The organism is Labilithrix sp. (assembly GCA_019637155.1).
GTDB lineage: Bacteria > Myxococcota_A > Polyangia > Polyangiales > Polyangiaceae > Labilithrix.
This window is the reverse complement of record JAHBWE010000016.1, coordinates 66,984-80,232: the sequence shown is the minus strand read 5'-3', so window position 1 is coordinate 80,232 and position 13,249 is coordinate 66,984. Positions and strand designations below refer to the sequence as shown.

Below are 13,249 nucleotides of genomic sequence, written 5' to 3'. Positions count from 1 at the left end.
GCTGATTCTGCGTCAGGGGTCGTCGGCGTCGGGGAAGATCACGGCGCCTTGGCCGCGGATCCCGCCTCGATGGTTCCCCTCTCCGTCCGTGAAGTACTCCGGCAGGGTGTCCCACGGATAGAGCACGCCGGGCGTGCCGTCTCTGGCGAGGCAGTCGACCTCGAGGCTGTGGATCCAGTCCTGCGTGCTGGGCGAGAGCCACCCGTCCGTGTACGGCGGTGTTCGGAACTCCTGAAATGGGTAATTGCGAAAGTAGTAATACCTGGCCGCGTAGGCGGACGGCTCTCGCTTCTGGCAGGCGACGACGAACTGCTCGCCGCGGGGGCACGGGACGTCCTCGCGCAGCTCGTCGCTGCCCGTGCAGGCGGCGCGGAAGGCCGTCATCTTGGAGGCGTCGTCTTCGTAGATCTCGGAGCAACTTTGGATTCCGCCGACGTCCTGGCCGTAGGTATGACGGACGACGCAGGAGAGATAGCCGGCGGGCCGTGGCATCTGGCGCGACGTGCAGCGATGAAAGCCGATGGGCGATCGTTCCTCGCCTCCGGTCGTCGTGCACACGGCGTCGGAGAGGTACTTTCGGTCCGGCATCGGGTACGGCCCGTCGGGGAGGCTCGCGGCGTACGCCGGGTGCTCCGGACCGATCGAGCCGGCGACCGCGCAGCGCGCCTTCTCGAACGGAGACAGATCGTCGACGTCGCGGCACATGCGCGTCTGCACCGCGCCGTCGAGGCACGTGCACGCGAGCCGCGAGCCCATGCAGTCCCGGAGGCGATCGAAGGCGTCGCAGGAGCTCACTCCCTCGGCGAGCGCGCCGCAGCCCTTGATCCCACCGTAGACGGACTGCCGAAAGAAGAAGCGCCGGTGCGCGGGGTTGGGGGAGCTCGTGCTCTCGACGGCCGGGACGTCGGCGCACCCGTATCCGGCTTGCGAGTCTGCGGCGTCCGCCGCGGCGTCGAGGGGGCTCGGCGCGTCGACTCCGCCTTCCGCGACCCCGCCGTCGTCGGCCCCCGCGTCACCGCTGCCTTCGTAGGGCCGCGCACCCGTGCACGCGGCGAGCACGAGGAGAGCCGCCACGACCGATACCGCCGCCGAGAGAGAGCGCCCCGAGCCCATCCTGTCCATCGTGCCGGAAGACGGCGCGCGAGGGGTGCTATTTCAATGGACGCCCTCAGCGGAGGGCGGCGCCGCAGCGTGGATCGGCGTCGGGGACGTCGGCGGCGGTGGCGGCGCCCTTCGGGAAGGCGGTCCGATCGCAGAGCGCGGTGAGCAGATCGAGGAGCTCCTTGCGCATCTCGGCGGCGCTCGCGCCCTTGACCTGCCGCTCCATCGCGGAGCCGGGCTGTCCGTTGAGGATCTTGAACCAGTCCTCGTAGGCCTTCTGCCGCGCGTGCGAGCCGAGCGAATACGCGCCGTCGTCGAGGAGGAACTTGGTGCCGTCGGCGCCGTGGCAGTTGGCGCATCGCTCCGCGAAGAGCGCCTTGCCGCGCGCGGCGTCCCCGCCCGTCGCGAGGGCATAGTCCTTCGCCGCCGGGCTGGTGAGCGTGAGGACCTGATCGGCGCGCGGCAGCTCCCCATCGCGCATCGCGACGATGAGGGCGGCGACGTTCTCGAGCTCCGGCGGCGTGAGCGCGGGCGCATACGCGGGCACGCCGTCCCCACCACGAGCGAGCCGCGCGGCGACGGCGGCGACGTCCCCCTCCCACGAGAGGAGGTCGACGGGCAGCGCGTTCTTCTTGTTCATGTGCTCCGGCCCGTACATCCCCTTCTGCCCGCGAAGGTCCCAGCCAAAGAGGTCCTTCATCCGCGCGGGCTCGGCCCCGGTCCGCTTGGTCTCCGCCGTCCACTTGTCGAAGAGCCGCCCCCCTCGCGCCGTGTCGTACGCGCGGCGCGGCTCCGGCGCCGGCGCCGACGCCGCGGGCGCAGCGGGCCCATCGCTCCGAGGCGCCGCCGCGCACGCCACCATGCCACCGAAGAGGATCATCCAGAGTCGAGTCTTCACCGGACGTTCGCTAGTTCATCGAACGCGTCTCCGTCAATCAGCGCGCGCAGTCTTTTCGACGGAGCGCGAGGAGCGTGTCCTCGAGCTTGCGCGACACGTCGACCTGACGCCCGGGGTCGGCGTCGAGGACGGAGGCGCCCGAGGCCCCGCTCCGCGGGAGCGTCGCCGGCAGCGAGGCGCGCGCGCAGCCCGGCTCGCGCCCCGCTTCGAGGATGCGGAGGACCTCGTTCGCGCGTGCGTCCGCAGGCTCGGAGGAATATGGGTACGTGAAGCTCCCCTCCGCGACGATCGTCCCGCCGTCGACGAGCGTGAGCGAGATCGTGGTCTGCTCGCTCGTGCCCCAGCCCGACGCGCGCGGCGCGTGCTCGAGGCGGGGCGAGAGCGTGAGCGGGAGGTCGGCGGGGACGGGCATGAGCGTCATCGTCGTGCGCGCCGGCCTCAGCGCTGCGGCGGTCAGCACGACGAAGGCGAGCTCGCGCGCCGCGGTCGCGAGCACGTTGCCGGTGAACGTCTCGAGCTCCCGCTTCTCGTCGATCGCCTCCGCGTCGATGCAGGGTCCGTCGAGCACGAGCGCGCTGCGGCTCCGCGCTTCGTAGGCCGCGCCGGTCGCGAGGTCGTAGGCCGCGATCTCGTCGGCGAAGACGTAGTGCCCGCGCCGGCCGCGGACGATGAGCCATCCGCGCTGCGGCGCACGGAGTCGGACCTCCTCCGGATAGCGATACGTGCGCGGCGCCTCGCTCGCGACGCAGAGCGCGAACGACTCGAACGCGGTCGGCTTGGGGTCGCGGTCCTCGTTCGCGGCCGCGTCCTTGCACGGATCGTATTTGCCCGACTCGACGCGCTGCCGCGAGCGCTCCTCCTCGCGATCGAAGGACGCCTCCGCCGCGCTGACGTACGAGCCCGTGTTCCCGCAGTCGGCGTTCGCGCCTTCGCAGATCCACGGCGCCAGCGCACGGCGCGTCTCGGCGTCGAGCGGCTCGCGCGTCGCAGGCGGGACGTAGAAGAAGCGCTTGCCGTCCCGCTCGTAGAGGCCGCCGAGCATCGCGCCGATGCCGGAGAGCCGCCCGCGAAACCACGTCGATCGCAGGTCTTCGATCGACGTGATGCGCGGTCGCGGGAACAGCCGCGCGACGTGGGCGAAGCACGGGCTCGCCCAGGTCGCGTCGATGTCCGCGAGCGCGGGCGCGAGCGTCTCCGGCGCGGGCGCCGAGATGCCGGCGAGCATCTTCGCGAGGGTCGCCGTCCGCGAGCGGTCCTCCTCCGCCCGCTCGCGCGAGCAGCCCGGGAAGCTCCCCCACGCGAAGAACTCCGGCTTCGCTGGCGCCGGCGCCGGCACGAAGGACGGCGCCGCCGCGCGCGGGGACGCGCACGCGGCGAGGGCGACGAGCGAGACGAGCAAACCGCGAGGCACACGCGGTCGACAGCGTCCGGCGAACGAAGTTCCGCGGGTCAGCGCGTCGACGTCACGACGTGGGCGCCGGGCGTGAGCGAGACGAGCTCCGCCGCGTTGGGCGTGAACAGCTCCGTGCGCGTGCACTGTACACAGATCACGATGGTGACCTTCCACCAGCCGAGCCTCTGGCCGCCGGTGGTTCGTCCGAACATCACGACCTTGTGAGGCTCGAGCATGACGTCCGGGAGCACGTGGAACTGAACGCCTCCGCAATGCGCGCACGGCCTGGGCGAGAAGGACATCGCGCGATGCTATCGGATCGCCGCGGACGCACTCACCAGGTCGACGTCTCCGAGCGCGAACCGCCGCCACCCCCGTGGCCGCTCACTTCCGCGGACCATAGTCGAGCAGGTTCACCTTGGTAGCGCTCGAGGACGGTTGGACGATCGGCCTCGCCGGCGGTGCGCTCGCGGCGGGACGCGGCGCGGGCGCAGGACGCGCGGCGGCGGCGACGGTCGCCGGGAGCGGCGCCACGGCCACCTCGGGCGAAGTGGACACGGCCGGCGCCGGCTCGTCGCGAGCTGGCGACTCCACGGGCGGCGGCTCTTCGCGCGCTGGAGCGCTCGGAGGTGCCACGGAAGGATCCGCCGCCTTCGGCGCCACCCGCGAGGCCGCCGTGAGCGCGAAGACCGCGGCGAGCGGCACCACGGCGCCGGCGAGGAGGACGAAGCGGAGCGGGCGCGAGGCCGACCTCTCCGTGAGCGTCGCCGGCCGCTCCGTCGGGACCACGGTGTTCGCGTCGGCCTCGACACGCGGCGCCGTCACCGTCGCGGCCGGCCTCTCCGTACGCGGGCGGAGGAGCGTGCGCCGAACGCGCTCCGCCGCAGCGTCGTCCGCGTTCGCGAACGGGACGAGCGCCGCCGCGAGCTCGGCGACGTCCTCGTAGCGACGCTCGGGCTCCTTCTCGAGACATCGCAGGATGAGGCGCTCGAGCCGCGCGTCGACTTGGGGCGCCTGCTCGCGCACGGGGACCGGCGGCTCGGACGTGATGCGGGCGATGAGGCCGGCCGCCGTGAACGCCTCGAAGGGGAGCTTGCCGGTCAACAGGTGATGGAGCGTCACGCCGATGGACCAGACGTCCGAGCGCGCGTCGACCGCGCGCGCCTCGCGGAGCTGCTCCGGGGACATGTACTTCGGCGACCCGAGGATGTCGGTCGTCTCCGTGAGAGTATCGGACGCCAGCGCGCCGGCCGTCGCGATGCCGAAGTCGGAGACCTTCACGAGGGCCGAGCCGTCCGGGCGACGCGTGAGCAGCAGGTTCGATGGCTTCAGGTCGCGATGCACGATGCCGAGGCGGTGCGCCTCCGCCATCGCGTAGCACGCCTGGAGGACGTAGCTCGCCGCGCGCGCGGGCGGCAGCGGGCCGGCCTCCGCGAGCAGCGATTCGAGGTTCGTCCCATCGACGAGCTCCATCACGATGTACGGACGCGCCTCGTCGAGCGTGCCGAAGTCGAGGACGCGGACCACGTTCTCCCCGCGGATGCGCGCCGCCGCGCGCGCCTCACGACGGAAGCGCTCGAGATCGCGCTCGCCGCCGGCGCGCTCGGGGCGCAGCACCTTGATCGCCACGCGCTCGTCGAGGCCGACGTGCCTCGCCGACCACACCTGGCCCATCCCACCCGAGCCGAGCGTCCCCTCCAAGCGGTAGCGTCCGGCGATCTCGTCTCCGATGGAGAGCGCTGCGGCCATTCGCCTCTAGAGTGCAGCAGACCGGCCGTTCGTGTAAAGCGACGGACCGTATGCCCGGACCGTCGAGCCGTCGCGAGACTCAGTCGAGATAGACGAGGCCGAGGCGGTAGCTCGGGGATGGCCGCGTGGAGCCGGACACGAGCACGGGGCGCGGCTCGCGACGGCCGCAGAGGCCACCTCCCCTCAAGTCGACGAACTGGTTGAGCGCGGTCTCCGTCGTCGAGCCCCCCACGAGGTAGCCGTAGCTCTCGAACTTCCTCTCGGTCACCGCGAACGGCGTGGCGCGGAGATCGACGTTCGCACGGCCCGTGTCGGAGAACGAGTAGCCGCAGTCCACGGCGTTGCCATAGTCGAGCTCCGTGAGCCCGAAGTTGAGCTTACCCGTGCTCGTCGCGAACCTGCGATCGCTCTCGTCGACGTAGAACGTCTTCGGGTCGACGCGAACGCGCTCGTAGCGCGTGACGACGTTCGTGCCGCCCCACTCACCCGTGCCCGCGGAAGCCGTCGCCTGCGCGTAGTTCCGGCCGTCACCGCCGCCGACGGTCAGGTACTCGCGCGGCGTCGCGCTCTGCATGTCGGCGCAGTAGGCCGTCCACGCGCGACCGTCGACGCCGTGGAGCGTATGGGAGCCGTCTCGCGCCGTCGGCTCCTCGACCGCGAGCTCGGCGCACGTCCGAGGGAGCGGGCGATGGATCAGGCGAAGCTGGAAGCTCGAGGCGCGCGTGAAGAGGTCGCAGCGCCCCGGCGCCGGCTCGCTCCGCCCGCACGCGCCGCCGCCCAGCACGTCGACGACGCGATCCGATCGGCGGTACGTCGCGCTCCCTCCCGGGCTCTCGCCGCGCGTGACGAAGGCGTCCTGCGCCACGGCGAACGGCGTCCCGCGCAGATCGACGTTGGCGCTGCCGGTCGCCGAGCCCGGACCGCCGCAGCTCGCCGCCACGCCGAAGGGCACCGACGCGATCGTCTCGCCGCCGACCATGACCGAGCCCGCCGAGCTCGCGAACGTCCGATCGACGACGTCGATCCGCAGCGTCACCGGATCGATGCGGAGCCGCTCGTAGCGCGTCGTCACGTCGGTCCCCTCCGCGGCGCCCCCCGCGGCGTACGTCGCGAAGTTCGAGGTCGCGCCCGTCTCGACGAGCGTGAGGTACTCGCGCGGCGCCCCGCCGGCCATCCCCACGCAGTGCGCGCGCCACGGCCTGCGGACGTCGTTGTCGACGTAGAGCAGGCGCTCACCGTCCTTCGCCTGCGGGTCCTGCGCGAGCACCTCGGCGCAGCTCCGCGGGAGCGCGCGGTGCGCGAGCGCGAGCTGGAACCGCCCCGCGGGGAGGGTGTAGATCGACTCGCTCGGGGGCAGCGCGCTCATCCATCCGCACGCGCCGTCGCCGCCGCCGTTGCCGTGGCCGCCGCCGCCGTGCAGCTCGACGACCTGCCCGCCGGCCGCGACGACGACCTCTCCTCCGGGATCCGAGCCGCCCTTCACGAACTGCGCCGTGTCCGCGATCGCGAACGGCGTCCCGCGCAGATCGACGTTGCCGCTGCCCCGGGCGTTGCCGCTCTCCCAGCAGTACGCGCCCGTACCGTACGGCAGGCCGGTGAGCGTCCCCGCCTCGAGGAAGTCCATCGCGCCGACGACGCGCGCGAAGCGCCGGTCGCCGACGTCGACGCGGAGCGTCGCGGGATCGACGCGCACGCGATCGAAGAACGTGAGCTGATGGCGCGTCGGCCGCCCGTGGTTGCCTCGCTCCTCCTGGAAGAGCTGCGAGTAGTTCACGAACGCCCCGCTCGACACCGAGCCGAGGGCGTCGCCGATCGCGTGCGCCTCACCGGTGTTCACGAGCGGCACGTACTCCGCCGGCGTGCCTTCCATGTCGTGGCAGTACGCCTGCCAAGGGCGCGCGCGGTCGCCACGCGCGTAGAGCGTGTACTCGCCGTCGGCGGCCGCGGGGCTCGCGGCGCGGACCTCGGCGCACGTCGCCGGCGTGGGGCCGGGCGCGACGGGCGCGGGCTCCTCCGCGTCGACGCACGCCTCGCTCGAGGCCTCGCTCGCGTCGCTCGTCCCCGCCTCCACGTCGGGCGGATCGATCTGGAAGTCACGGATGCCCACGAGCGCGCCGCAGCCGGCCATCGACGTCGAGACGAGGAGCGCGGAGACGACGCGGGCGCGAATCACAACGAACCTCCGAAGGCGACGCCGCCGCCGCCCGGCGCGACGATCGGCGCGAGCCGCGCGGCGCTCTTCGTACGAGGCGCGAAGAGCCAGAGCGCGGCGGCGCCGGCGAGCGCGGCGGCGCCGCCGGCGATCGCGATCGTGGAGATGACGCCGTCGCGGCGCGCGTCGTCGGCGAGGTCCTTCCCCCGCGCGTCGGGGCAGCGATCGTTCGGACACATCGCCTCGGCGTCGCGGAAGCGGGAGATCGTACGCACGCCGAAGAACGAGCCGACCGCGATCGCGATCACGCCCGCCCCCGCGAGGCCGATCGCGACGGTCCGCGGCGCGCCGAAGCCCGCCGGCGCGGGCGGACGCTCGAGCTCGCGCGCGGGCTCGCGCGGCTGCGGGGCCGCCGGCGCGACGAGAGGCGCGAGCTCCGGGACCGCGACCTCGAGACGCTCCCCCTTCGCGATCGCGACGCTCCTGCGAAAGGGCACGCGACCGTCGGCGGAGACGTCGACGACGTGCTCGCCGGGGTCGACCGGGATAGGCGTGCCCCAGAGCGGCTCGGCGACCGCGACCCCGTCACGACGGATCATGAGGCCGGGCGCCTTGGCGCGCACGACGACGACGAGGTACGGCAGCGCAGGGACGAGCGCGTCGGCGCGCGTCTTCGCGAGCTGCTCGCGCTCCCCCTGCGCCGCGGCGCGGGCGGCGTAGGACGCCTCGCGCCACGTCGCCCACGCGCTCGCGACGCGATCTTCGCGCTCGTAGCAGTCGGCGAGGTACAGGAGCGTGCCGACGCCGGCGTCGAGCCGCTGGCTCTCGACGAGCTTCGGACACGCCTCGGCGAAGCGACCGTCCCTCATGAGCTCACGCGCGTCGTCGAAGAGCGCCTCGGCGGCGGCCTTCACGTCGGCGCTCGGCTCCGCGCGCGCCGGCGCAGAGGTGAACAGGATCGCGACCGCGATGCATCGGCCCACAGTCCCGCGGTCCGTCGTCATCAATCGGCATAGACTAGCCCGATCCGAAACAGCGGAGACGGGATCGCGCTGGCGCCGGCCGCGACCGGCCTCGGCTCGCGGCGGCCGCAGAGTCCGCCGCCCTTCAGGTCGACGACCTGATCGAGGCCGGCGTAGGTCTCGCTGCCGTTCGCGAGATAACCGTAGTTCTCGAACTTGTTCCTGGGCACCACGAACGGCGTGCCTCGCATGTCGACGTTCGCGCGCCCGGTGTCGTCGAAGGAGTAGCCGCACGCGAGCGCGTTCCCGTACTCGGCCGACCTGAGGCCGAAGTTGAGCTGCCCCGTGCTCGTCGTGAACCGGCGATCGGTCTCGTCGACGTGGAACGACCTCGGATCGACGCGGATCCTCGAATAGGAGGTGACGACGTTCGTGCCGCCCCAGGCGCCGCCGCCCGCCGCCGTCGCTTGCGCGAAGTTCTCGTTCGCTCCGTGGCGCACGCTCAGGTACTCGAGCGGAGCGGCGCTCGGCATCGCCGAGCAGTAGGCGGTCCACGCGCGCGCGTCCGGCCCCCAGAGCGTGTACTCGCCGTCGATCGTCGCGGTCGGGTCTTCGGCCTTGAGCTCGGCGCACGTCTGCGGGAGCGGTCGATAGACGAGGCTGAGCTGGTAGCTCTCCGTGCGCGCGAAGACGTCGCAGCGCGCGGGCGCCGGCTCGACTCGCCCGCAGGCGCCGCCGCCGGTGACGTCGACGACGCGGTCCGAAGACGCGTACGTCGCGCCGCCGCCCGCGCTCGAGCCCTGCGTGACGAAGGCAGCCGGCGCGACCGCGAACGGTGTCCCGCGCAGGTCGACGTTCGCGCTCCCCGTCACGCCGCCGGTGCAATCGGCGGCCACGCCGAACGGCACCGACGTCAGCGTCTTGCCCTCGACCGAGAGCGTCCCGGTCGAGCTCGCGTACGTACGATCGGAGATGTCGATCCGCAGGGTCGCCGGATCGATGCGGAGCCGCTGGTAGCGCGTCCTGACCTCGGTCCCGGTCGCGCCTCCTCCCGCCGCGTACGTCGCGAAGTTGGAGCTCGCGCCCGTCTCCCGGAGCACGAGGTACTCGCGCGGCGTCCCGCTGCTCATCCCCGCGCAGTACGCGCGCCAGGGGCGCCGCGCGTCGTGATCGAGGTAGAGCACGTAGTCGCCGTCGGCCGCCTGCGCGTTCTTCGCGCGAACGTCCGCGCAGCTCTGCGGGAGCGCGCGATGCGCGAGCTGGAGGGGGAACTGCCCCGCCGAGAACGTGTAGATCGACCCGGCCGCCGGCACCGTGCTCGTCCACCCGCATTTGCCGTCGCCGCCGCCGTCCCCGTTGCCTCCACCGCCCGAGATCTCGACGACCTGGCCACCCGCGGCGAGGACGGCCGAGCCGCCGGGCGCCGCGCCGCCCTTCACGAACTGCGCGGTCCCGCTCACGGTGAAGGCCGTCCCGCGCAGATCGACGTTGCCGCTGCCGCGCGCGTTGCCGCCCTCCCAGCAGTACGCCGCCGTCGCGTAGGGGACCTGCGCGAGCTGCCCCGCCTCGAAGAAGTCCGTCGCGCCGACGAGGCGCGCGAAGCGCCCGTCACTGATCGCGACGCGGAGCGTGCTCGGATCGACGCGCACGCGATCGTAGAACGTGAAGAGCTGCCGCGTCGGGCGCGATTGGTTGCCCCGCTCCTCCTGGAATATCTGCGAGTAGTTGACGAACTTCCCGGCCGTGACGCCGCCCATCGCCGACCCGTCGCCGGTCGCATATCCGCGATGGATGAGGGGGACGTACTCGAGCGGCGCGTTGGCCATCTCCGCGCAGTAGGCCTGCCACGGGCGCGCGCGATCGCCCTGCACGTAGAGCGTGTACTCGCCGTCGCCTGCTTGCGGGTTCGCCGCGCGGACCGCGGCGCACGTCGCGGGGGTGGGCCCCAGCGTGATGGGCGGGTCCTCGGGATCGACGCACGCGGGACCGGCGTCGATCGGCGCGTCGACGCCTGCGTCCTCGATGCCGGCGTCGACGCCCGCGTCTTCGCCCGCGTCTTCCCCCGCGTCGAAGGTGGACGCGTCGGCGCCCGCGTCTTCGCCCGCGTCCTCGATCGTCGCGTCTTCGCCCGCGTCCTCGATCGTCGCGTCTTCCCCTGCGTCGAAGGCGTCCGCGTCGATCACGCCGCCCTCGTCGGTCCCGGCCTCGCCGCTTCCATCGACGATGGGCGCAGTCCCGTCGTCGACGACGACCGGACCGCCGCTGCTGCTGCTGCTCGAGGCGCTCGCGCCGTCGGGCGCGCCCGCCTCTGCGTCCTGATCCGGCGGCTCGTCGTCGAAATCGTGGATACCGAGGACCGCGGTGCATCCGGACACGATCGTCGAGACGAGGAGCACGGGGAAGATGCGCATCTTCATCAAAGGGAGCCTCCGATCGCGATCCCGCCGCCCGTGGACGACACGATCGGCAAGATCCGCGCAGACCTCTGGGCGGACGGGGACGAGCCGCGAGCGGAGCTGCCCGCGACGAACCAGAGAACCGCGGCCCCCGCGAGCGCGACGCCGCTCCCGGCGAACGCGATCGTCGAGACAGTGCCGTCGGCGCGCGCGTCGCTGGCGAGCGCGTTGCCCGCCGCGTCGCGGCAGCGATCGTTCGGGCACATGCCCTCGGCGTCGCTCCAGCGCGACGCCGCGCGCAGGCCGAAGTAGGTGCCGATCGCCGCCGCGACCACGCCCGCGCCGGCGAGGCCGAGCGCGACGGTCCGCGACGTGCCGAGCCCCGTCTTCGGCGTGGGCTCCGGCTGGGCCGGAGGAGCCGGCGGCGCGACGACAGGGGCCGGCGGAGGCGCCTCCACCCGAGCGACCTCGAGCTCCGGGACGGCGAGCTCCTGGCGCTCTCCCTTCGCGACGGCGATCGTCCGGCGGAACGGGACGCGGCCCTCGGCGCTCGCCTCGACGACGTGATCGCCCGGGTCCACCGGGATGGGCGTGCCCCAGAGCGGCTCGGCCACGACAGCCCCGTTGCGACGGACCGTGATCCCAGGCGTCGCGGCGCGCACGACGACGACGATGTGCGGCAGAGAAGGGGAGAGCGCGTCGGCGCGCGCCTTCGCGACCTGCTCGCGCTCGAGCTGCGCCGCCGCGTGCGCCGCGTGCGCCGCCTCGCGCCACGTCGCCCAGGCGCTCGCGACGCGCCCGTCGCGCTCGTAGCAGTCGGCGAGGTACATGAGCGTGCCGATGCCGGCGTCGAGCTTCTGGCTCTCGACGAGCTTCGGGCACGCGTCGGCGAAGCGCCCCTCCTTCATGAGCCGGCGCGCGTCGTCGAAGAGCGCCTCGGCCGCGGCCTTGTCCGCGCCGCTCGGCTCCGCGCGCGCGATGGACGTCGCGAACATGATCGCGACGAGCGGTAGGATTCGCGAGGTAAGCTCATTCGACATCGGTCCCTCCTCCTGGCTCGCGCGCCATCACTTGCGCGGGCCGAACATCACGTCGTCGTCGCCTGATCGCGCGGGCGGCGGCGCGCTCGACGCCGAGGGCGGCGCGCTCGCGAGCGCGCTCGGCCGCGGGTGAGCCCCCGCGCGCGGCAGCGCGGCCTCGGGCGCCACCGCCGCGGGCTCCGGCTCCTTCTCCGGGCTCTTGGCCGGCGCCGGGACCTCCGGCGCGAGCTCCGTGGCCGGCGCCGCGGACGCGAGCGGGGCGCTCGCCTCGACGAACGCCGCCGGCGTCGGTCTTGGAGCACGGCGCGCGAGGACGAACGCGGTCACGCCGATCCCCGCGGCGAGCGTCATGACGACGGAGAACCCGATGAGGGCCCGCGTGCTGAGCCCGCGCACGGGCGCGGTGTCCCCGCCGGAGATCGCGTGTGGAGACGGGAGCTGGTCCGAGGACGGGAGCTCTCCGAAGGACGGGAGCTGCCCGGAGCTCGAGCCGAAGTGCCCGGACGTAGCGTCGCGCGCGGACGAGGGAGGCATGACGACCGTGAGCGACGGGCTCGACGCCCGCGCGCCCGGATCCGGAGGCGGCGCGTCGCTGTGCGGAGTCCCGATCCCGAGGATGCGATGGATCCGCTGCTCGGACGCGTGTCCGGTCGGAGAGAACGGCGCGAGCGCGGTCGCGAGCTCCGCGAGCGTCTGGTACCGATCGTCCCTCGACTTCGTGAGGGCCTTCTCGATCACCGCGCTGAGCTCGGGCGCGAGCTCGGGCCTGCTCGTCGAGAGCGGCGGGAGCGGCTCCTCGAGGATGGCCATGCAGAGCTCCGGCAGCGTCTCGCGATCGAAGGCCACCACGCCCGTGAGGAGCTGGTAGAGGATCATGCCGAGCGCCCAGATGTCCGCGCGGACGTCGACGTCCTTCGACGAGCGGAGCTGCTCCGGCGACATGTAGAACGGCGTGCCGAGGAGCGCGCTCGTCTTCGTCATGTCGAGCTCGCTGCCGCGGAGCTTCGAGATCCCGAAGTCGAGCACCTTCACGCACGGACTCCCGTCGGGGCGCGTCGTCAGGAACAGGTTCGCCGGCTTCAGATCGCGGTGCACGATGCCGAGCGCGTGCGCCTCGGCCACGGCCTCCGACGCCTGGAGGACGTAGGTCACGGCCGCGCGGACCGAGAGCTGGCGCTCCTCGTCGAGGACGACCGCCAGATCACGGCCCTCGAGGTACTCCATGACGATGTACGGCGAGCCCGTCTCGGCGGTCCCGACGTCGAGGACGCGCGCGACGTGCTCGCTGCGGAGGCGGACCGCCGCGCGTGCCTCACGGAGGAAGCGCCCGATGAGCGCCTCGTTCTTCGTCTGTTCGGGGAGCAGGAACTTGAGCGCGACGCGCTGATCGAGCTGCTGATGGATCGCCGCGACGATGACGCCCATCCCGCCGTGGGCGAGCACGCGTTCCACCTTGTACTTGCCGGCGAGGATCTCTCCTTCGCGGATGGGCGCCACGCGCTCGAGCTTCGCAAGCGTCATGCCTGGCCGTCGCGACCTCGCCTCCCGAGAAAACATG

At 73.0% G+C, this 13,249-nt stretch carries 10 protein-coding genes; all 10 read right to left on the bottom strand.

Annotation, left to right across the window (positions count from 1 at the left end; genetic code table 11):
• Positions 1-12: 12 nt before the first annotated feature.
• The 10 genes from KF837_31040 to KF837_30995 all read right to left on the bottom strand — a co-directional run bounded on the left by KF837_31040 (position 13) and on the right by KF837_30995 (position 13,212).
• Positions 13-1,074, bottom strand: coding sequence for a hypothetical protein (locus tag KF837_31040; GenBank protein ID MBX3231802.1), 1,062 nt, complete (start codon positions 1,072-1,074; stop codon positions 13-15).
• 94 nt (positions 1,075-1,168) lie between these two features.
• Complete coding sequence (locus KF837_31035) at positions 1,169-1,999, bottom strand: c-type cytochrome (protein MBX3231801.1); 831 nt, start codon at positions 1,997-1,999, stop codon at positions 1,169-1,171.
• Positions 2,000-2,036: 37 nt separating this feature from the next.
• Positions 2,037-3,410, bottom strand: a complete 1,374-nt coding sequence (locus tag KF837_31030) for a hypothetical protein (protein ID MBX3231800.1) — start codon at positions 3,408-3,410, stop codon at positions 2,037-2,039.
• A gap of 38 nt (positions 3,411-3,448) precedes the next feature.
• Complete coding sequence (locus tag KF837_31025) at positions 3,449-3,694, bottom strand: hypothetical protein (protein ID MBX3231799.1); 246 nt, start codon at positions 3,692-3,694, stop codon at positions 3,449-3,451.
• Between the two features lie 82 nt (positions 3,695-3,776).
• The gene (locus KF837_31020; protein MBX3231798.1) at positions 3,777-5,141 is read right to left on the bottom strand and encodes a protein kinase; all 1,365 of its coding nucleotides are present in this window, start codon (positions 5,139-5,141) and stop codon (positions 3,777-3,779) included.
• 79 nt (positions 5,142-5,220) lie between these two features.
• Positions 5,221-7,314, bottom strand: coding sequence for a hypothetical protein (locus KF837_31015; protein ID MBX3231797.1), 2,094 nt, complete (start codon positions 7,312-7,314; stop codon positions 5,221-5,223).
• The gene (locus tag KF837_31010) at positions 7,311-8,297 is read right to left on the bottom strand and encodes a hypothetical protein (protein MBX3231796.1); all 987 of its coding nucleotides are present in this window, start codon (positions 8,295-8,297) and stop codon (positions 7,311-7,313) included. Before KF837_31010 ends, KF837_31015 begins: the two co-directional genes overlap by 4 nt.
• Positions 8,297-10,672, bottom strand: coding sequence for a hypothetical protein (locus KF837_31005; protein ID MBX3231795.1), 2,376 nt, complete (start codon positions 10,670-10,672; stop codon positions 8,297-8,299). The genes KF837_31010 and KF837_31005 overlap by 1 nt, the downstream gene beginning before the upstream one ends.
• Positions 10,672-11,691 carry a hypothetical protein gene (locus tag KF837_31000; protein ID MBX3231794.1) on the bottom strand — a complete coding sequence of 340 codons (1,020 nt, stop codon included), beginning with the start codon at positions 11,689-11,691 and terminating at the stop codon, positions 10,672-10,674. Before KF837_31000 ends, KF837_31005 begins: the two co-directional genes overlap by 1 nt.
• A 27-nt stretch (positions 11,692-11,718) precedes the next feature.
• Positions 11,719-13,212, bottom strand: a complete 1,494-nt coding sequence (locus tag KF837_30995; protein ID MBX3231793.1) for a protein kinase — start codon at positions 13,210-13,212, stop codon at positions 11,719-11,721.
• Positions 13,213-13,249: the final 37 nt, after the last annotated feature.

Excerpts from the sequence above, each read along its gene's own strand:
- KF837_31025 (MBX3231799.1), bottom strand. The coding sequence starts at position 3,694 with ATGTCCTTCTCGCCCAGGCCGTGCGCGCATTGCGGAGGCGTTCAGTTC.
- KF837_31005 (MBX3231795.1), bottom strand. The coding sequence starts at position 10,672 with ATGAAGATGCGCATCTTCCCCGTGCTCCTCGTCTCGACGATCGTGTCC.
- KF837_30995 (MBX3231793.1), bottom strand. The coding sequence starts at position 13,212 with ATGACGCTTGCGAAGCTCGAGCGCGTGGCGCCCATCCGCGAAGGAGAG.
- KF837_31010 (MBX3231796.1), bottom strand. The coding sequence starts at position 8,297 with ATGACGACGGACCGCGGGACTGTGGGCCGATGCATCGCGGTCGCGATC.
- KF837_31020 (MBX3231798.1), bottom strand. The coding sequence starts at position 5,141 with ATGGCCGCAGCGCTCTCCATCGGAGACGAGATCGCCGGACGCTACCGC.
- KF837_31000 (MBX3231794.1), bottom strand. The coding sequence starts at position 11,691 with ATGTCGAATGAGCTTACCTCGCGAATCCTACCGCTCGTCGCGATCATG.